11 protein-coding genes and 1 tRNA gene are annotated in these 13,561 nt (G+C 67.5%); 3 read left to right on the top strand and 9 right to left on the bottom strand.

Annotation, left to right across the window (positions count from 1 at the left end; all coding sequences use genetic code 11):
- Positions 1-65: 65 nt before the first annotated feature.
- On the bottom strand, positions 66-1,304 hold the full coding sequence (locus BKK80_RS06950; protein ID WP_071068774.1) for an ABC transporter substrate-binding protein: 1,239 nt from the start codon (positions 1,302-1,304) through the stop codon (positions 66-68).
- Positions 1,305-1,542: 238 nt separating this feature from the next.
- On the opposite strand from BKK80_RS06950, the gene BKK80_RS06955 reads away from it, so the two are divergent.
- Positions 1,543-2,472 carry a LysR family transcriptional regulator gene (locus BKK80_RS06955; protein ID WP_071037274.1) on the top strand — a complete coding sequence of 310 codons (930 nt, stop codon included), beginning with the start codon at positions 1,543-1,545 and terminating at the stop codon, positions 2,470-2,472.
- A gap of 174 nt (positions 2,473-2,646) precedes the next feature.
- Here the strand turns inward: BKK80_RS06955 and BKK80_RS06960 are convergent, their stop codons facing one another.
- From BKK80_RS06960 to pepN, 4 genes are all read right to left on the bottom strand, one after another.
- Complete coding sequence (locus BKK80_RS06960) at positions 2,647-3,015, bottom strand: hypothetical protein (protein ID WP_071011805.1); 369 nt, start codon at positions 3,013-3,015, stop codon at positions 2,647-2,649.
- Between the two features lie 343 nt (positions 3,016-3,358).
- Positions 3,359-3,434: transfer RNA gene (locus tag BKK80_RS06965), tRNA-Thr, on the bottom strand.
- Between the two features lie 130 nt (positions 3,435-3,564).
- Positions 3,565-4,605, bottom strand: coding sequence for a class 1 fructose-bisphosphatase (locus BKK80_RS06970; RefSeq protein WP_071037272.1), 1,041 nt, complete (start codon positions 4,603-4,605; stop codon positions 3,565-3,567).
- 103 nt (positions 4,606-4,708) lie between these two features.
- Positions 4,709-7,414 carry an aminopeptidase N gene (gene pepN / locus BKK80_RS06975; protein ID WP_071068775.1) on the bottom strand — a complete coding sequence of 902 codons (2,706 nt, stop codon included), beginning with the start codon at positions 7,412-7,414 and terminating at the stop codon, positions 4,709-4,711.
- 218 nt (positions 7,415-7,632) lie between these two features.
- Here pepN and BKK80_RS06980 point away from each other — a divergent pair, with 218 nt between their 5' ends.
- Both BKK80_RS06980 and BKK80_RS06985 read left to right on the top strand, forming a co-directional pair.
- Positions 7,633-8,241: a DUF4136 domain-containing protein gene (locus BKK80_RS06980; RefSeq protein ID WP_071016210.1), complete on the top strand. Its 609-nt coding sequence runs from the start codon at positions 7,633-7,635 to the stop codon at positions 8,239-8,241.
- A 353-nt stretch (positions 8,242-8,594) separates the two neighbouring features.
- The gene (locus BKK80_RS06985; protein WP_071011810.1) at positions 8,595-10,916 is read left to right on the top strand and encodes an NADP-dependent malic enzyme; all 2,322 of its coding nucleotides are present in this window, start codon (positions 8,595-8,597) and stop codon (positions 10,914-10,916) included.
- A 133-nt stretch (positions 10,917-11,049) separates the two neighbouring features.
- Here the strand turns inward: BKK80_RS06985 and BKK80_RS06990 are convergent, their stop codons facing one another.
- From BKK80_RS06990 to BKK80_RS07000, 4 genes are all read right to left on the bottom strand, one after another.
- Entirely contained in the window at positions 11,050-11,295 is a 246-nt protein-coding gene (locus BKK80_RS06990; RefSeq protein ID WP_071011811.1) for a hypothetical protein, read from the bottom strand.
- Between the two features lie 272 nt (positions 11,296-11,567).
- Entirely contained in the window at positions 11,568-11,726 is a 159-nt protein-coding gene (locus BKK80_RS36275) for a hypothetical protein (protein ID WP_157903166.1), read from the bottom strand.
- Positions 11,727-11,802: 76 nt separating this feature from the next.
- The gene (locus tag BKK80_RS06995) at positions 11,803-12,771 is read right to left on the bottom strand and encodes a threo-3-hydroxy-L-aspartate ammonia-lyase (protein WP_071011813.1); all 969 of its coding nucleotides are present in this window, start codon (positions 12,769-12,771) and stop codon (positions 11,803-11,805) included.
- Entirely contained in the window at positions 12,768-13,412 is a 645-nt protein-coding gene (locus BKK80_RS07000; RefSeq protein WP_071011815.1) for a helix-turn-helix transcriptional regulator, read from the bottom strand. The genes BKK80_RS06995 and BKK80_RS07000 overlap by 4 nt, the downstream gene beginning before the upstream one ends.
- Positions 13,413-13,561: the final 149 nt, after the last annotated feature.

A 13,561-nucleotide genomic window follows, 5' to 3' on the forward strand; every position in this document is an offset into this window, starting at 1 on the left:
AGAAGATGGGGGGGCGAGCCGGGCCGCGGTGGCGGTACCGGTCATCGCGTGCCTGCGCCAGCGTGTCAGCGCGACGCGGACGTCGTCTTGAGCAGCGGGCAGCTCGACTTCGACAGCGGCTGGAAGGCTTCGGCCGCAGGCACCGTGGCTACCGCGGTGTAGTAGTCCCACGGACCCTTCGATTCGGCCGGCGTCTTGACGCGGAACAGGGTCATGTCGTGGATCACGCGGCCGTCGGGACGGATCGAGGCATTGCGCATGATCGGGTCGCGGATCGGCAGCTCGCGCATCTTCTGCGCCACTACCTTGGCATCGACGCTCCCGGCCGCCGCGACCGAGCGCAGGTAATGCAGCACGCTCGAATACACCCCCGCCTGCACCATGGTCGGCTTCAGGTTCTTGTACTTCTGCTGGAAGCGGGCGGACCAGGCGCGCGAGGCGTCGTCGTAGTCCCAGTAGAAGCCGTCGGTGAACATCAGGCCCTGCGCGGTATCGAGGCCGAGGGCGTGCACGTCCGAGAGGAACACGAGCAAGGCCGCGAGTTTCTGGCCGCGCTGCACGATGCCGAACTCGCGCGCCGCCTTGAGCGCGTTGACGGTGTCCTGCCCGCCGTTGGCCAGCGCCACGACCTGCGCCTTCGACGCCTGCGCCTGCAGCAGGAACGAGGCGAAATCCGACGCGTTGAGCGGATGGCGCGACTGGCCCACCACCGTGCCGCCGAGCATCTTGACGTTATCGGCCGCGTCCTTCTCCAGCGAGGTGCCGAACGCATAGTCCACGGTCAGGAAGTACCAGGACTTGCCGCCGCTCTTGACCATCGCGCGGGCCGTGGCGGCCGACTGCGAATAGGTGTCGAACATCCAGTGAAAGCCCGTCGGCGAGCAGTCCTCATTGGTCAGGCGCGTGGTCGCAGGGCCGGAGAACATCACCACGCGCTGCTTCTCCATCGCCAGTTTCTGCACGGCCAGGGCCGCGGCGGAGTTGGTCAGGTCGGCTATCGCATCGACATTGTCGCGGTCGAACCATTCGCGCGCCCGGTTGGCGGCGACGTCCGCCTTGTTCTGGTTGTCCGCCGAGACCAGGCTGATCTTCATGCCCTTGCATTCGGCCGCCAGGCAGTCGTCGATGGCCATCTGTGCGGCCACCACCGATCCTGAGCCACCCATCGCCGAATACGGACCGGTCATGTCGGTCAGCACACCGATCTTCACCGGCCTGTCGGGCAGTTGCGCAAAGCCTGCAGGGACGTTGACGCAAAAGCCGACGCCGAGTCCCAGCGCGGCCAACCATGGCTTGATCTTCATCGTGTGTCTCCTTGATGTTTTTTCTTGTCTTGCCTTGCCATCTTTGCGTGGCATCGGGCGAGTATATTTGTGTGAATTTGCTTTGTATGCAGAAAATCTGCATTTAATATGTGCAAAAACACACATAGGAGATGCCCCCATGCCGAGCCGAGCGAGTGGGGCCGGCCAAGTCACGAGGGCGGCGAGGACATCCAGCGCACGGCGTGCGTCAAACGGACCCGGGGGGGCACACGGTGGTTTGCCGGGCGCTCGCCCCGACTGGGATGACCTGCGCTACTTTCTTGAGGTCGCCCGCACGCAGCGGGTGAGCGTGGCGGCGCAGCGCCTTGGAGTCGACCACACCACGGTTTCGCGCCGCGTGCGCGCGCTGGAGCAGGCGCTGGGCACGCTGCTGTTCGACAAGTCGCGCAATGCGGGCTTCGCGCTCACGCCCGAGGGGCAGCAGTTGCAGGTGTACGCCGAGCAGATGGAAGGAACGCTGCAATCGGCCTGCGAGCAGGTGGCCGGCTGGGGGCAGACGCTGTCGGGGCACGTGCGCATCGGTTCCACCGAGGCGTTCGGCACCTACTTCCTTACGCCCTTGCTGTCGCGCTTTCAGCGGCAATACCCGTCGATCCAGCTCGACATCCTGCCCGTGCCGCGTTTCGTGAGCCTGTCCAAGCGCGAGGCGGACCTGGCCATCACGATCGAGCGCCCGCGGCGTGGCCCCTATGTGTGCAGCAAATTGTGTGACTACCGGCTGCAGCTCTACGCCACGCCAGCGTATCTCGCCAGTCACGGCGCGATCGAGCGGCTCGGCGACCTCAAGGGCCGGCGCTTCATCAGCTACGTCGACGAACTCACCTTCAGCAAGGAGCTGCGCTATCTGGAAGACATCGTGCCCGGCGGCGACGTCGTGCTGCGCAGCACGAGCGTGATCGCGCAATACCATGCTGCGCTGCAGGGTGAGGCGCTGGCGATCCTGCCCTGTTTCATGGCCGCGCAAGACCCGCGGCTTGTGCCGCTGCTGGTGGACGAGGTGGTCGTGGCGCGCAGTTTCTGGATTTATTGCCACGAAGAACTGCGCACGCTCAAGCGCATCACCACGCTATGGGACTACCTGCGCGAGGCCGCGCTGCGCAACGAAGCACTGCTGCAGGGCAGGGCAGGTGAGTTGCGGCATGCATGACGGCGATCGCGCCGGGTGCCGTGCGGAACCGCAGCGTCGATGCTTCCCGCCGCGCCAGCGCGGCCAAGCCGTTTCGGTTTGCCGGCCGGCTCGGTGCCCTGGAGCGGATCCCGCCGCCTCACGCGGGCTGCCGTGACCCGAGGCGAGCCGGGCCGTACTCCGTTGTGTATCGATTCAGCGCTTCCAGACGACCGGCGCGGTCGCGGAGCAGACGGTTATCTTCCCGAACCAATTCCTGCTGGTGTGCAACTTGATGTCTTGGTCACCTATCGGTTCGATCGGCCTTTGCCTTCGGTCTGCCAGGCTGTCGGCCACATTGTGCATCGCTGTCCTGCACTCGGCGGCTGCGCTACCGGGCAGAATCGTGAACTGCTGGTACCGGTAGTCGACCGCAAGCTTGAAGCCGTCCGGCACATATTCCACCGTGTATTCCGTCGACATATCGTACGTGGACATCTGGCGGCCGGAGTAGGGCGGCGCCGTGGTGGTGCAAGCAGCGGACACCAGGCATGCCATCACCGCCAGGATCTTCGAGTATTTCACAGCGCGATCTCCGTTCGTGCCCTTGGGGCCGAGGGGCTGTCGGCCAGAGGGCATGTCTCGGGCTGGATGGTATCAAAGATGGGCGGCGGAGCAATTTCGCTCGTGGCCCGGTTATCCATCCCCGCATGAAGGCCGGCGTCATCGCATGAGTCACCGCATGACATTCCTGCCCGGTGCAAGACGGGTGCCTGTCCGTACGTTGCATGGCTTGCTCGGGCTGTTTGCGGGGAGGGGGGCTGGACCGGTGTCGGCCGCATGAGGCCAAAATGCCGCATCGATGGCTACATGGCACCCAGAAACAACAAAGCCCAACCGGTGGGCTGGGCTTGGTGCTTGATCTGAATGGTGCCGAAGAGAGGAATCGAACCCCCGACCTTCTCATTACGAATGAGCTGCTCTACCGACTGAGCTACTTCGGCAACATCGTTCCGTGTGAACCGGAACAGCCCGCAATAATAGCAGGGAGTCCTGCCGGTGGGAAGCTTTTTTTGAAGCGGCCGCGCCATGCGGGCCACCTCATCCATCTTCCCGCCAGCGCAGAGGGGTGCCTCAGGCTCCGCCTGCCTGTTGAGCCTGCTGGGCCTGTTCGGCTTCGCGGTGGTACTGCGTGACGCGGTCCACTTCGTTCTTCGAGCCCAGGATCACCGACACGCGCTGATGCAGTTTTTCCGGCTGCACGTCGAGGATGCGCTCGTGGCCGTTGGTGGCGGCGCCGCCGGCCTGCTCGACCAGCATGGCCATCGGGTTGGCTTCGTACATCAGGCGCAGCTTGCCCGGCTTCTCCGGCTCACGCTTGTCCCAGGGGTACATGAAGATGCCGCCGCGCGTCAGGATGCGGTGCACGTCGGCCACCATCGAGGCGATCCAGCGCATGTTGAAGTTCTTGCCGCGCGAGCCGTCGGTGCCGGCCAGGCACTCGTCGATATAGCGGCGCACCGGCGGGGCCCAGTGGCGCATATTGGACATGTTGATGGCGAATTCCTTGGTGTCCTCGGGAATCTGCACATCGGATTGGGTCAGCACGAAGCTGCCGGCCTCGCGGTCGAGCGTGAACATCTGCACGCCGTTGCCGACCGTCAGCACCAGGGTGGTCTGCGGGCCGTAGACGGCATAGCCGGCGGCGACCTGGTGGCTGCCCGGCTGCAGGAAGTCGGCCTCGGTCACGGTCTGGCCCGGCTTGGGCATGTGCAGCACCGAGAAGATGGTGCCGATCGAGACGTTGACGTCGATATTCGACGAGCCATCGAGCGGATCGAACAGCAGCAGGTATTCGCCCTTCGGGTAGCGATTGGGGATCTCGTAGAAGGAATCCATCTCCTCCGAGGCCATGGCGGCGAGGTGGCCGCCCCATTCGTTGGCGTCGAGCAGCACTTCGTTGGCGATCACGTCCAGCTTCTGCTGGGTTTCGCCCTGCACGTTGCCGGTGCCGGCGGAGCCGAGCACGCCGGCGAGCGCGCCCTTGCTGACAGCGTTGGAAATGGCCTTGCAGGCGCGCGCGACCACTTCGATCAGCAGCCGCAGTTCGGGCTGGATCGTGTTGTGCTTGCGCTGCTCCTCGACCAGATATCGGGTCAGGCTGATGCGAGTCATGGTGGTTCTCCTTGGATGGCCGCAATTCTACATGGCCGCCAGGGGCGGGCCGGCGCCGCCGGCCTTCCCGCTTCGGGCGGGTAGCCGGCGGCGGCCCCCGGTGTCAGGCGGCGAGCGCCTTGCCGACGATCTCGCGCACGTCACGCGACAGCGACGGGGCTGCCGACACTTGCTCCAGCGCGGCGCGCATGCCATCGCGCAGCACCGGCGTGTACTTCTGCCAGCGGTCCATCACGCGCGCCAGCCGCGCCGCCACCTGCGGATTGATGGCATCGAGCGCGAGCACCTGCTCGGCCCAGAAGCGGTAGCCCGCGCCGTCCTCGGCATGGAACTGCGCCGGGTTGCCGGAGCAGAAGCTGAAGATCAGCGCGCGTGCGCGGTTGGGGTTGCGCAGGGTGAAGGCGGGGTGTTCCATCAGCGCGCGCACCGTGTCGAGGGTGCGCTTGCCGGCGTGGGCGCCGATCTCGCCGCGCTGCATGCCCTGCAGCGAGAACCATTTGTCGATCACCAGCGCGTCGTGCTCGAAGCGCTGGTAGAAGTCGGCCAGCGCCGCTTCGCGGCCGGGCGCAAAGCTGTTGACCAGGGCGCTCAGCGCGGCGAAGCGATCGGTCATGTTGTCGGCGGCGTGGTACTGCCGCTCGGCCAGCGCCTGCATGGCGGCGTCGCCGCTGTCGGCCAGGTAGCCCAGCGCCAGGTTGCGCAGCGCGCGCTTGGCGGCGCTGGCCGCGTCGGGGCTGTAGGGTCCCGGCGTGGCGTTGGCCTCGTAGGCGGCCAGCCACTCAGGCTGCAGCGCGCGCGCCAGGCCTTCGCGCAGGAACTGGCGCGCGCGGTGGATGGCGGCGGGATCGGCCACGCTCATGCGCTCGGCCAGGTAGGCCTCGGCCGGCAGCAGCAGGGCCTGCTCGCGGAAGGCGGGGTTGAGGCTGTCGTCGCTCAGCACCGTGCGCACGGCGGCCACCAGTTCCGGGGCCAGGCGCAGTTCGCGGCCGGCCTGGGCGTCCGATACGAGTTGCAGCAGCGCGCGCGTGGCCAGGCGCTGGCCGGCTTCCCAGCGGTTGAAGGGATCGCTGTCGTGCGCCAGCAGGAAGGTGAGCTGGGCGTCGGTGTAGTCGGCGTCGACGATCACCGGCGCGGAGAAATTGCGCAGCAGCGAGGGCAGCGGGGCGGCGCCACCTGGTTGTGCCGGCAGGCCGGTGAAGCGGAAGCTCTGTTCGGCGCCGGTGAAATCGAGCACGCGCGTGGTGTCGCCGGCGCCGGGCGCATCGCCGGCCTCGCCGTCGAGGTGCAGCGGCAGGTCGCGCCCGTCGGCGCCGATCAGGCCGATCGCGAAGGGAATGTGGAAGGGCTGCTTGTCCGGCGTGCCGGCACGCGTCTCGATGCCCACCTTGGGGCAATGCTGCGACAGCGTCAGGGTGAAACTGCCGTCCTTGGCATCCCACGCGCTGCGCACGCTGACCACCGGTGTGCCGGCCTGGCTGTACCAGAGCCCGAACTGGCCGAGGTCGCGCCCGTTGGCGTCGGCCATGGCTGCACGGAAATCGTCGCAGGCGACGGCCTGGCCGTCATGGCGCCGGAAGTACAGGTCCATGCCCTTGCGGAAGCCGTCGCGGCCCAGCAGGGTCTGGTACATGCGCACGACCTCGGCACCCTTCTCGTACACCGTCACCGTGTAGAAGTTGTTGATTTCCTCGTAGCTGTCCGGGCGCACCGGGTGCGCCATCGGGCCGGCGTCCTCGGGGAACTGCACCTGGCGCAGCAGGCGCACGTCCTCGATGCGCTTGACCGCGCGGCCGGATTCGGAGCCCATCATGTCGGCGGAGAATTCCTGGTCGCGGAAGACGGTCAGGCCCTCCTTGAGCGACAACTGGAACCAGTCGCGGCAGGTGACCCGGTTGCCGGTCCAGTTGTGGAAGTACTCGTGGCCCACCACCGATTCGATATTGGCGAAGTCGGTGTCGGTGGCCGTCTCGGCATTGGCCAGCACGTACTTGGTGTTGAAGATGTTGAGGCCCTTGTTCTCCATCGCGCCCATGTTGAAATCGCCGACGGCGACGATCATGAAGCGGTCCAGGTCGAGCTCGAGGCCGAAGCGCCGTTCGTCCCAGCGGATGGCATGGATCAGGGAGTCCATCGCATGGCGCGTCTTGCCGAGGTCCTGCGCCTCGACCCACACCTGCAGCAGCTTCTCCTTGCCGGAGGCCGACACCACCCGTTCTTCGATGCATTCGAGCTTGCCAGCCACCAGCGCGAACAGGTAGCTCGGCTTCTTGAAGGGGTCTTCCCAAACGGCCTCATGGCGCCCCGCAGGCAGTTCGCGCCGGCCCACCAGGTTGCCGTTGGAGAGCAGCACCGGATAGGCGGCGCGGTCGGCGCGCAGGGTGACCCGGTAGGTGGTCATCACGTCCGGCCGGTCGAGAAAATAGGTGATGCGGCGGAAGCCCTCTGCCTCGCACTGCGTGAAGAAGTTGCCGTTGGAGACGTAGAGGCCGGACAGCGTGGTGTTGGCCGCGGGACGGCAGGCGGTGGTGATTTCCAGGCTGCCTTCGCCAGGCAGGCCGGCCAGCGTCAGCGTGCCGTCCTGGGCGGTGGCGGCGAACGCCTGGCCGTCCAGTTTCACGCTGACCAGTTCCAGGTCCTCGCCGGCCAGCACCAGCGCTGCGTCGGCGGCGGTGCGGCGAAAGCGCACGGTGCTGGTGACCAGGGTCCGTTCCGGGTCCAGTTCGAGCACCAGGTCGACATGATCGAAAGCGAAGGCTGGCGGACTATAGTCTTTACGGTAGACGGTGACGGGCGTGTCGGTGCGCAGCATGGCGGTTCTGTCCTCGGATGACCGTTGGGGCGCCGCGCCGCCGCGGCGCGGGCCAAAACCCCATTGTAGCCAAGGGGCCGGGCGCGGGCCGGCGGGAATCCTGGAGCGCGCCCGCGGTCAGAGAGTGCAGGCAACACGACAGGAACGATAGAAGCATGCGAGGGGCGATCATGAAGTGGCGGTATCCGGACAGGTCGGGGCGCGGCATCGCCGCGGGCATGGTGCTGCTGGGCACGCTGTGGCTGGGCGGTTGCGCCAGCACGGTGACCAGCGAGGTGACGGCCTTCAAGCAGGCCGGCTGGCAGAACGATGCGCCGCGCACCTATGCCTTCGATACGGAGAAGGCGCAGCAGGACCAGCTCGATCGGCTGACCTACCAGCAATGGCTGGCCGAGACGCTGGCGCCGCTCGGATTCAGCCAGGTGTCGCGCGCGCAGGCGCGCTACCTGGTCGGCATGAGCTATGAGGCGGCCCCCGGCCTGGTGCGCGTGGTCGACACGGCCTATCCCGATCCCTGGTACGGGCCCTGGGGACCGTACTGGGGACCTTATGCCGCCTACCGCCCTTGGGGACCTTGGGGCCCCGGCTACTGGCCACCCGCGACCGTGGTGCGCGACGTGCCGGTGACGGTGGCCACCTTGTCGGTCGTGTTCAAGGAGGCAGCCGGCGGTCGTCCGGTCTACCAGGTGACGGCGCGGCAGCAGACCGAAGGGGGCTCGTTGCAATCGGCCATGCCCTACCTGATCCGCAGCGCCTTCGCCAACTTCCCGGCGGACGACGGCCGGCCGCGGCGCGTGACGCTGCCGCTGGACAAGGCGGACCGCTGAGTGTCGGCTGGCGGACCCGTGGGCAGGGGAGGGCGGCCCGCCTGGCGGCACGCGTTGCGCGCCTCAGGCGCGGGGCGCTTCCGCCAGAGGCACCGGCTACATGTGCGTGCAATTGTCCACCGTTGCACGCTTGCGGCGCCGCGCAGACAGGCGCGATTGCCACTGCCCGGGTAAAAGCTGTTTTACCTGGGGAATTCCCCTGCTTTGGGCCACTGGCGCGGCATTCGGGCCTTCTCGAACAGGATGCCTGGGCTAAAATGGCCCTTCGATTCTTCCGGCCCCGGCCGCTGGGGACGACCCGTACAGACGCGGGCCGGCCGCGCGGATGAGGCCATTCTTACCGGACGAGCAGAATGAGCAGCAAGACCAGCGGTGATGCACCGCAACATGCCCCCAACAGTCCTGAGGCGCAGTTGCGCCTGGCCGCGCTGGAATACCACCGCAGCCCGACCAAGGGCAAGATCCAGGTCACCGCGACCAAGGCGCTGTCCAACCAGCGCGACCTGTCGCTGGCCTACTCGCCGGGCGTGGCCTATGCCTGCGAGGAGATTGCCAAGGATCCGTCCACTGCGGCCGAATACACTTCGCGCGCCAACCTGGTCGCCGTGGTGACCAACGGCACCGCCGTGCTGGGCCTGGGCGACATCGGCCCGCTGGCCGGCAAGCCGGTGATGGAAGGCAAGGGCTGCCTGTTCAAGAAGTTTGCCGGCATCGACGTGTTCGACATCGAGCTCGACGCGCGCGACCCGGACAAGATCGTCGAGATCGTGGCCGCGCTGGAACCCACGCTCGGCGGCGTGAACCTGGAAGACATCAAGGCGCCCGAGTGCTTCTACATCGAGAAGAAGCTGCGCGAGCGCATGAACATCCCCGTCTTCCACGATGACCAGCACGGCACCGCCATCATTTCGACCGCTGCGCTGCTGAACGGCCTGAAGGTGGTGGGCAAGGATGTCGGCAAGGTCAAGCTGGCCGTGTCCGGCGCCGGCGCCGCCGCGATCGCCTGCCTCGACACCATGGTCAGCCTGGGCGTGAAGCGCGAGAACATCTCGGTGGTCGACTCCAAGGGCGTGATCTACGTCGGCCGCGACGCGAACATGGAGGCCAACAAGGCCCGCTACGCGCAGGACACCTCGGCCCGCACGCTGGCCGATATCGTCAAGGGCGCCGACGTTTTCCTGGGCTGCTCGACCGCCGGCGTGCTGACCGCCGAGATGGTCAAGACCATGGCCGACAAGCCGATCATCCTGGCGCTGGCCAACCCCGAGCCGGAAATCCGCCCGGAAGTAGCCAAGGCCGCGCGTCCCGACTGCATCATCGCCACCGGCCGTTCGGACTACCCGAACCAGGTCAACAACGTGCTGTGCTTCCCCTACATCTTCCGCGGCGCGCTGGACTGCGGCGCGACCAAGATCACGGAAGAGATGAAGCTGGCCTGCGTGAAGGCGATCGCCGAACTGGCCGAGGCCGAGCTGAACGAGGCGGTGGCGGCGGCCTACGGCGGCCGCGAGCTGAAGTTCGGCCCCGACTACATCATCCCCACGCCGTTCGACCAGCGCCTGATCGAGAAGATCGCGCCGGCGGTGGCCAAGGCCGCGGAGGAGTCGGGCGTGGCCACGCGTCCGATCCAGGACCTGGAGGCCTACCGCCAGCAGCTGACGCAGTACGTCTACCACACCGGCCTGATCATGAAGCCGGTCTTCACCGCCGCCAAGGCTGCGCCCAAGCGCGTGGCCTATGCGGAAGGCGAGGAAGAGCGCGTGCTGCGCGCGGTACAGGGCGTGGTCGACGAAGGCCTGGCGCGCCCGATCCTGATCGGCCGTCCGCATGTGATCCAGATGCGCATCGACAAGGCCGGCCTGCGCCTGCGGCCGGGCGTGGACTTCGAGCTGATCGATCCCGAGGACGATCCGCGCTACCGCGCCTACCACGAGGAATACCACGCGCTGCGCGCCCGCGACGGTGTCACGCCCGACATGGCCAAGGTGGCGCTGCGCCGCTCCAACACCCTGATCGGCACCATGCTGATGCACATGGGCGATGCCGACGCGCTGCTGTGCGGCACGGTCGGCCGCTTCGAGGCCCACCTCGAGCACGTGCGCGACGTGATCGGCCTGGCGCCGGGCGCCAAGGTGTTCGCGGCGATGAATGCGCTGATGCTGGAAAAGTACACGCTCTTCATCACCGACACCTTCGTCAACGACGATCCCACCGCCGAGGAGCTGGCCGCCATCACCGAGCTGGCCGCCGAGGAAATCTCGCGTTTCGGCCTGCATCCGAAGGTGGCGATGATGTCGCACTCGATGTTCGGCTCGTCGACCCGTCCGTCGGCGCGCAAGATGCGCGCCGCGCGCGAGATCCTCGCCGCCACCGCGCCGCACCTGGAGGTGGAGGGCGAGATGCAGGGCGACGCCGCGCTGGTGGAAGAAGTGCGCCGCCATTTCCTGCCGTCGACCAAGCTGGCCGGCAGCGCCAACCTGCTGGTGATGCCGACGCTGGATGCTGCCAATATCGCTTTCAACCTGCTGAAGATCACCGGCGGGCAAGGCGTGACGGTGGGCCCGATCCTGCTGGGCGCGGCCAAGCCGGTGCATATCCTGAACCCGCAGGCTACGGCACGCCGCATCGTCAACATGACGGCGGTGGCGGTGGCGGAGGTCAACGCCCAGCGTTGATGCGGTGCAGCGCGGGCCCGCCGGCGCGGGCCGCGCGCCGGCGTCCCGGGCGGCGCCGCGCAGACATGAAAAAGCCGGACCCCGGGGGTCCGGCTTTTTCATGTCCGGCTTCCGCCGCGCCTGCTGCAACAGCTTACTGCAGCAGGTTGTACTGTTCGCGCATCACCACGATGATGGAGCGGGCTGCCGCCAGGCGCCGCGGCAGGTTGTCGACCGGCTCCTGCGGAAAGTCGACTTCAGCGCTCCAGTTGCAGCCGGTGTGGTCGGGCTGGTGCTCCCGCATCGCATGCAACTCGCATTCTCCGCATTCCGGGTTGTTCTCGAGACACTGGTTCAGGATGGACATCAGCTCCGATCTGCTCTTGGCGTAGCGCCGCATGTGTCACCTCGCTATGGTTATTCCGGGGGGAGGCGGGATGCGCCGCGCCTTGATGTCGCCCCCGCAGGCGGACAAGACGCTCCCGTCGTCTATTGGCGATTCAATGCCCGGGTAACCAATCTAGGCAGGGTGGCGAAGGGTCGCCAATTGAATCGGACTATGGAGCAACGGCTTTCGATCCCGCGCGATTGCGATGCTAAGGACGTTGCGGCGCAGCATGCGACGTGGCCGGCGGGGCCGCAGCCCACCCCCGCGGATGCTGCCTCCGGCTGTCAGTCCTGGCCGGATTCGCTCTGCGCGGCCACGGCCTGGCGCAGGTAGTCCAGCAGGAGGTCGTCGATCCAGGTGCCCTTCGTCAAGCCGGGTTCCGCGGCCAGTGCGGTGCGGATCTTGTCCTGCGTGGCTGGTTCCTCACGTTGCGTGAGGCTCAAGGAGGGGCAAAAAAAGAAGCCGCCCGGATGCAGGCGGCGGGGCGGCGGGGCGGCTGGACAGCCGCCGTCGCCGTGCTTACTGGTCCTGCATCCACTGCCCGAAGCGCACCATGTCGACGTTGCCGCCCGACACGATGACGCCGACCCGCTTGCCGCGGATGTCGACCTTGCCCTGCAGCGCCGCCGCGGCGGCCAGGCAGCCGGTGGGCTCGGCCACGATCTTCATGCGGCTGGCGAAGAAGCGCATGGTGTCGACCAGCTCGGCATCGCTGACCGTGACGATGTCGTCCACCAGCGTGCGGATCACCGGGAAGGTGTACTGCCCGAGGTGCTGCGTCTGTGCGCCGTCGGCGATGGTCCTGGGCGTTTCGATATGCACGATCTCGCCACTGCGCAGGCTGCGCTGGCCGTCGTTGCCGGCCTCGGGCTCGACGCCGATCACCCGGCAGCCGGGATGCAGCGCGCGCGCCGCCACCGCGCAGCCCGACAACAGCCCGCCGCCGCCCAGGCAGACCAGCAGCAGGTCGAGCGGGCCGGCGTCCTCGAACAGTTCCTTGGCCGCCGTGCCCTGGCCGGCCATCACGTGCGGGTGGTCATAGGGCGGAATCAGCGTGAGGCCGCGCTCGGCCGCCAGCTGCACGGCCAGCGCCTCGCGGTCCTGCTTGTAGCGGTCGTACAGCACGACCTCGGCGCCGTAGCCGCGCGTGGCCTCGATCTTCACTGCCGGGGCGTCTTCCGGCATCAGGATCACCGCGTGCACGCCGAGCAGGCGTGCCGATAGGGCGATGGCCTGGGCGTGGTTGCCCGAGGAGAAGGCCAGCACGCCGGCGGCCTTCTGCTGCGGCGTGAACTGGGCGATGGCGTTGTAGGCGCCGCGGAACTTGAAGGCGCCCATGCGCTGGAAGTTCTCGCACTTGAAGTACAGCGTGGCGCCGGTGGCGGCATCGGCGGTGGTGGAAGTCAGCACCGGTGTGCGGTGCGCGGCGCCGCGGATGCGCTCGTGGGCGGCGGAGACGTCATCGAAGGTGATGGGCAGGGCGGTCATGGGCGATCTTCCGTTGGCAGGTAGGTATAGACGGTGGAGCGGGCGACCCCGAGGGTCTGGGCCACCTCGGTATAGGCGCGGCGCAGGTTGAGCAGGCCGGCGTCGGCCAGTTCGCGCATGGCCTCGCGCCGCTGTGCCAGCGTCATGCCCAGCGGCGTGGTGTTGCGCGCGGCGGCGAAGCGTTCCAGTGCGGCGCGCACTTCATCGGCGCTGCGCGGCGCCAGCGCTTCGCGCAGCGGCGGCCCGCCGCTGCGGGTCTGCATCAACTGGCCCAGGCTGGCCGTCACCGCGCCCAGCAGCGAGGTGTCGAGGTTCAGGCAGATGGCGGCCACGTATTCGCCGCCGCTGTTCTTCAGGCCGATCGAGGTGCTCTTGGCCGGCCGGCCGTCGGGAAACTGGTTGGGATAGTTCTGGATGACCTCGGGATAGCCGGGGTCGGTGATGCGGGCCAGGCCGATCTCCGTCGCCGGCTCGCCGACCTGGCGGCCCGACAGATTGTTGGCGATGGCCACCACCGCATGCTCCGGGCGGGTCAGGTCGTGCAACACCACCTCGACCAGCGGGGCAAGCGTCTCGCCAAGCGCCTGCACGATCTTGCGTGCCTCGCGCAGCAACAGGCGGTTTTCGTCGTCTCGTTCCATGGTTTGGACTTTATGTCAGGTGCTGACGAAGTGTCAATGTCGGGGCTGGGCGGCGGGAAAGCGCGGGATGCCCGGAGTACGGGCAGGGCGCAGGAAATATAGCGGGCGCACTCTGTCATGATGGGGCGGTGTCCACGCCAGGTGCTCCG

The organism is Cupriavidus malaysiensis, from assembly GCF_001854325.1.
Classification (GTDB): Bacteria; Pseudomonadota; Gammaproteobacteria; order Burkholderiales; family Burkholderiaceae; genus Cupriavidus; species Cupriavidus malaysiensis.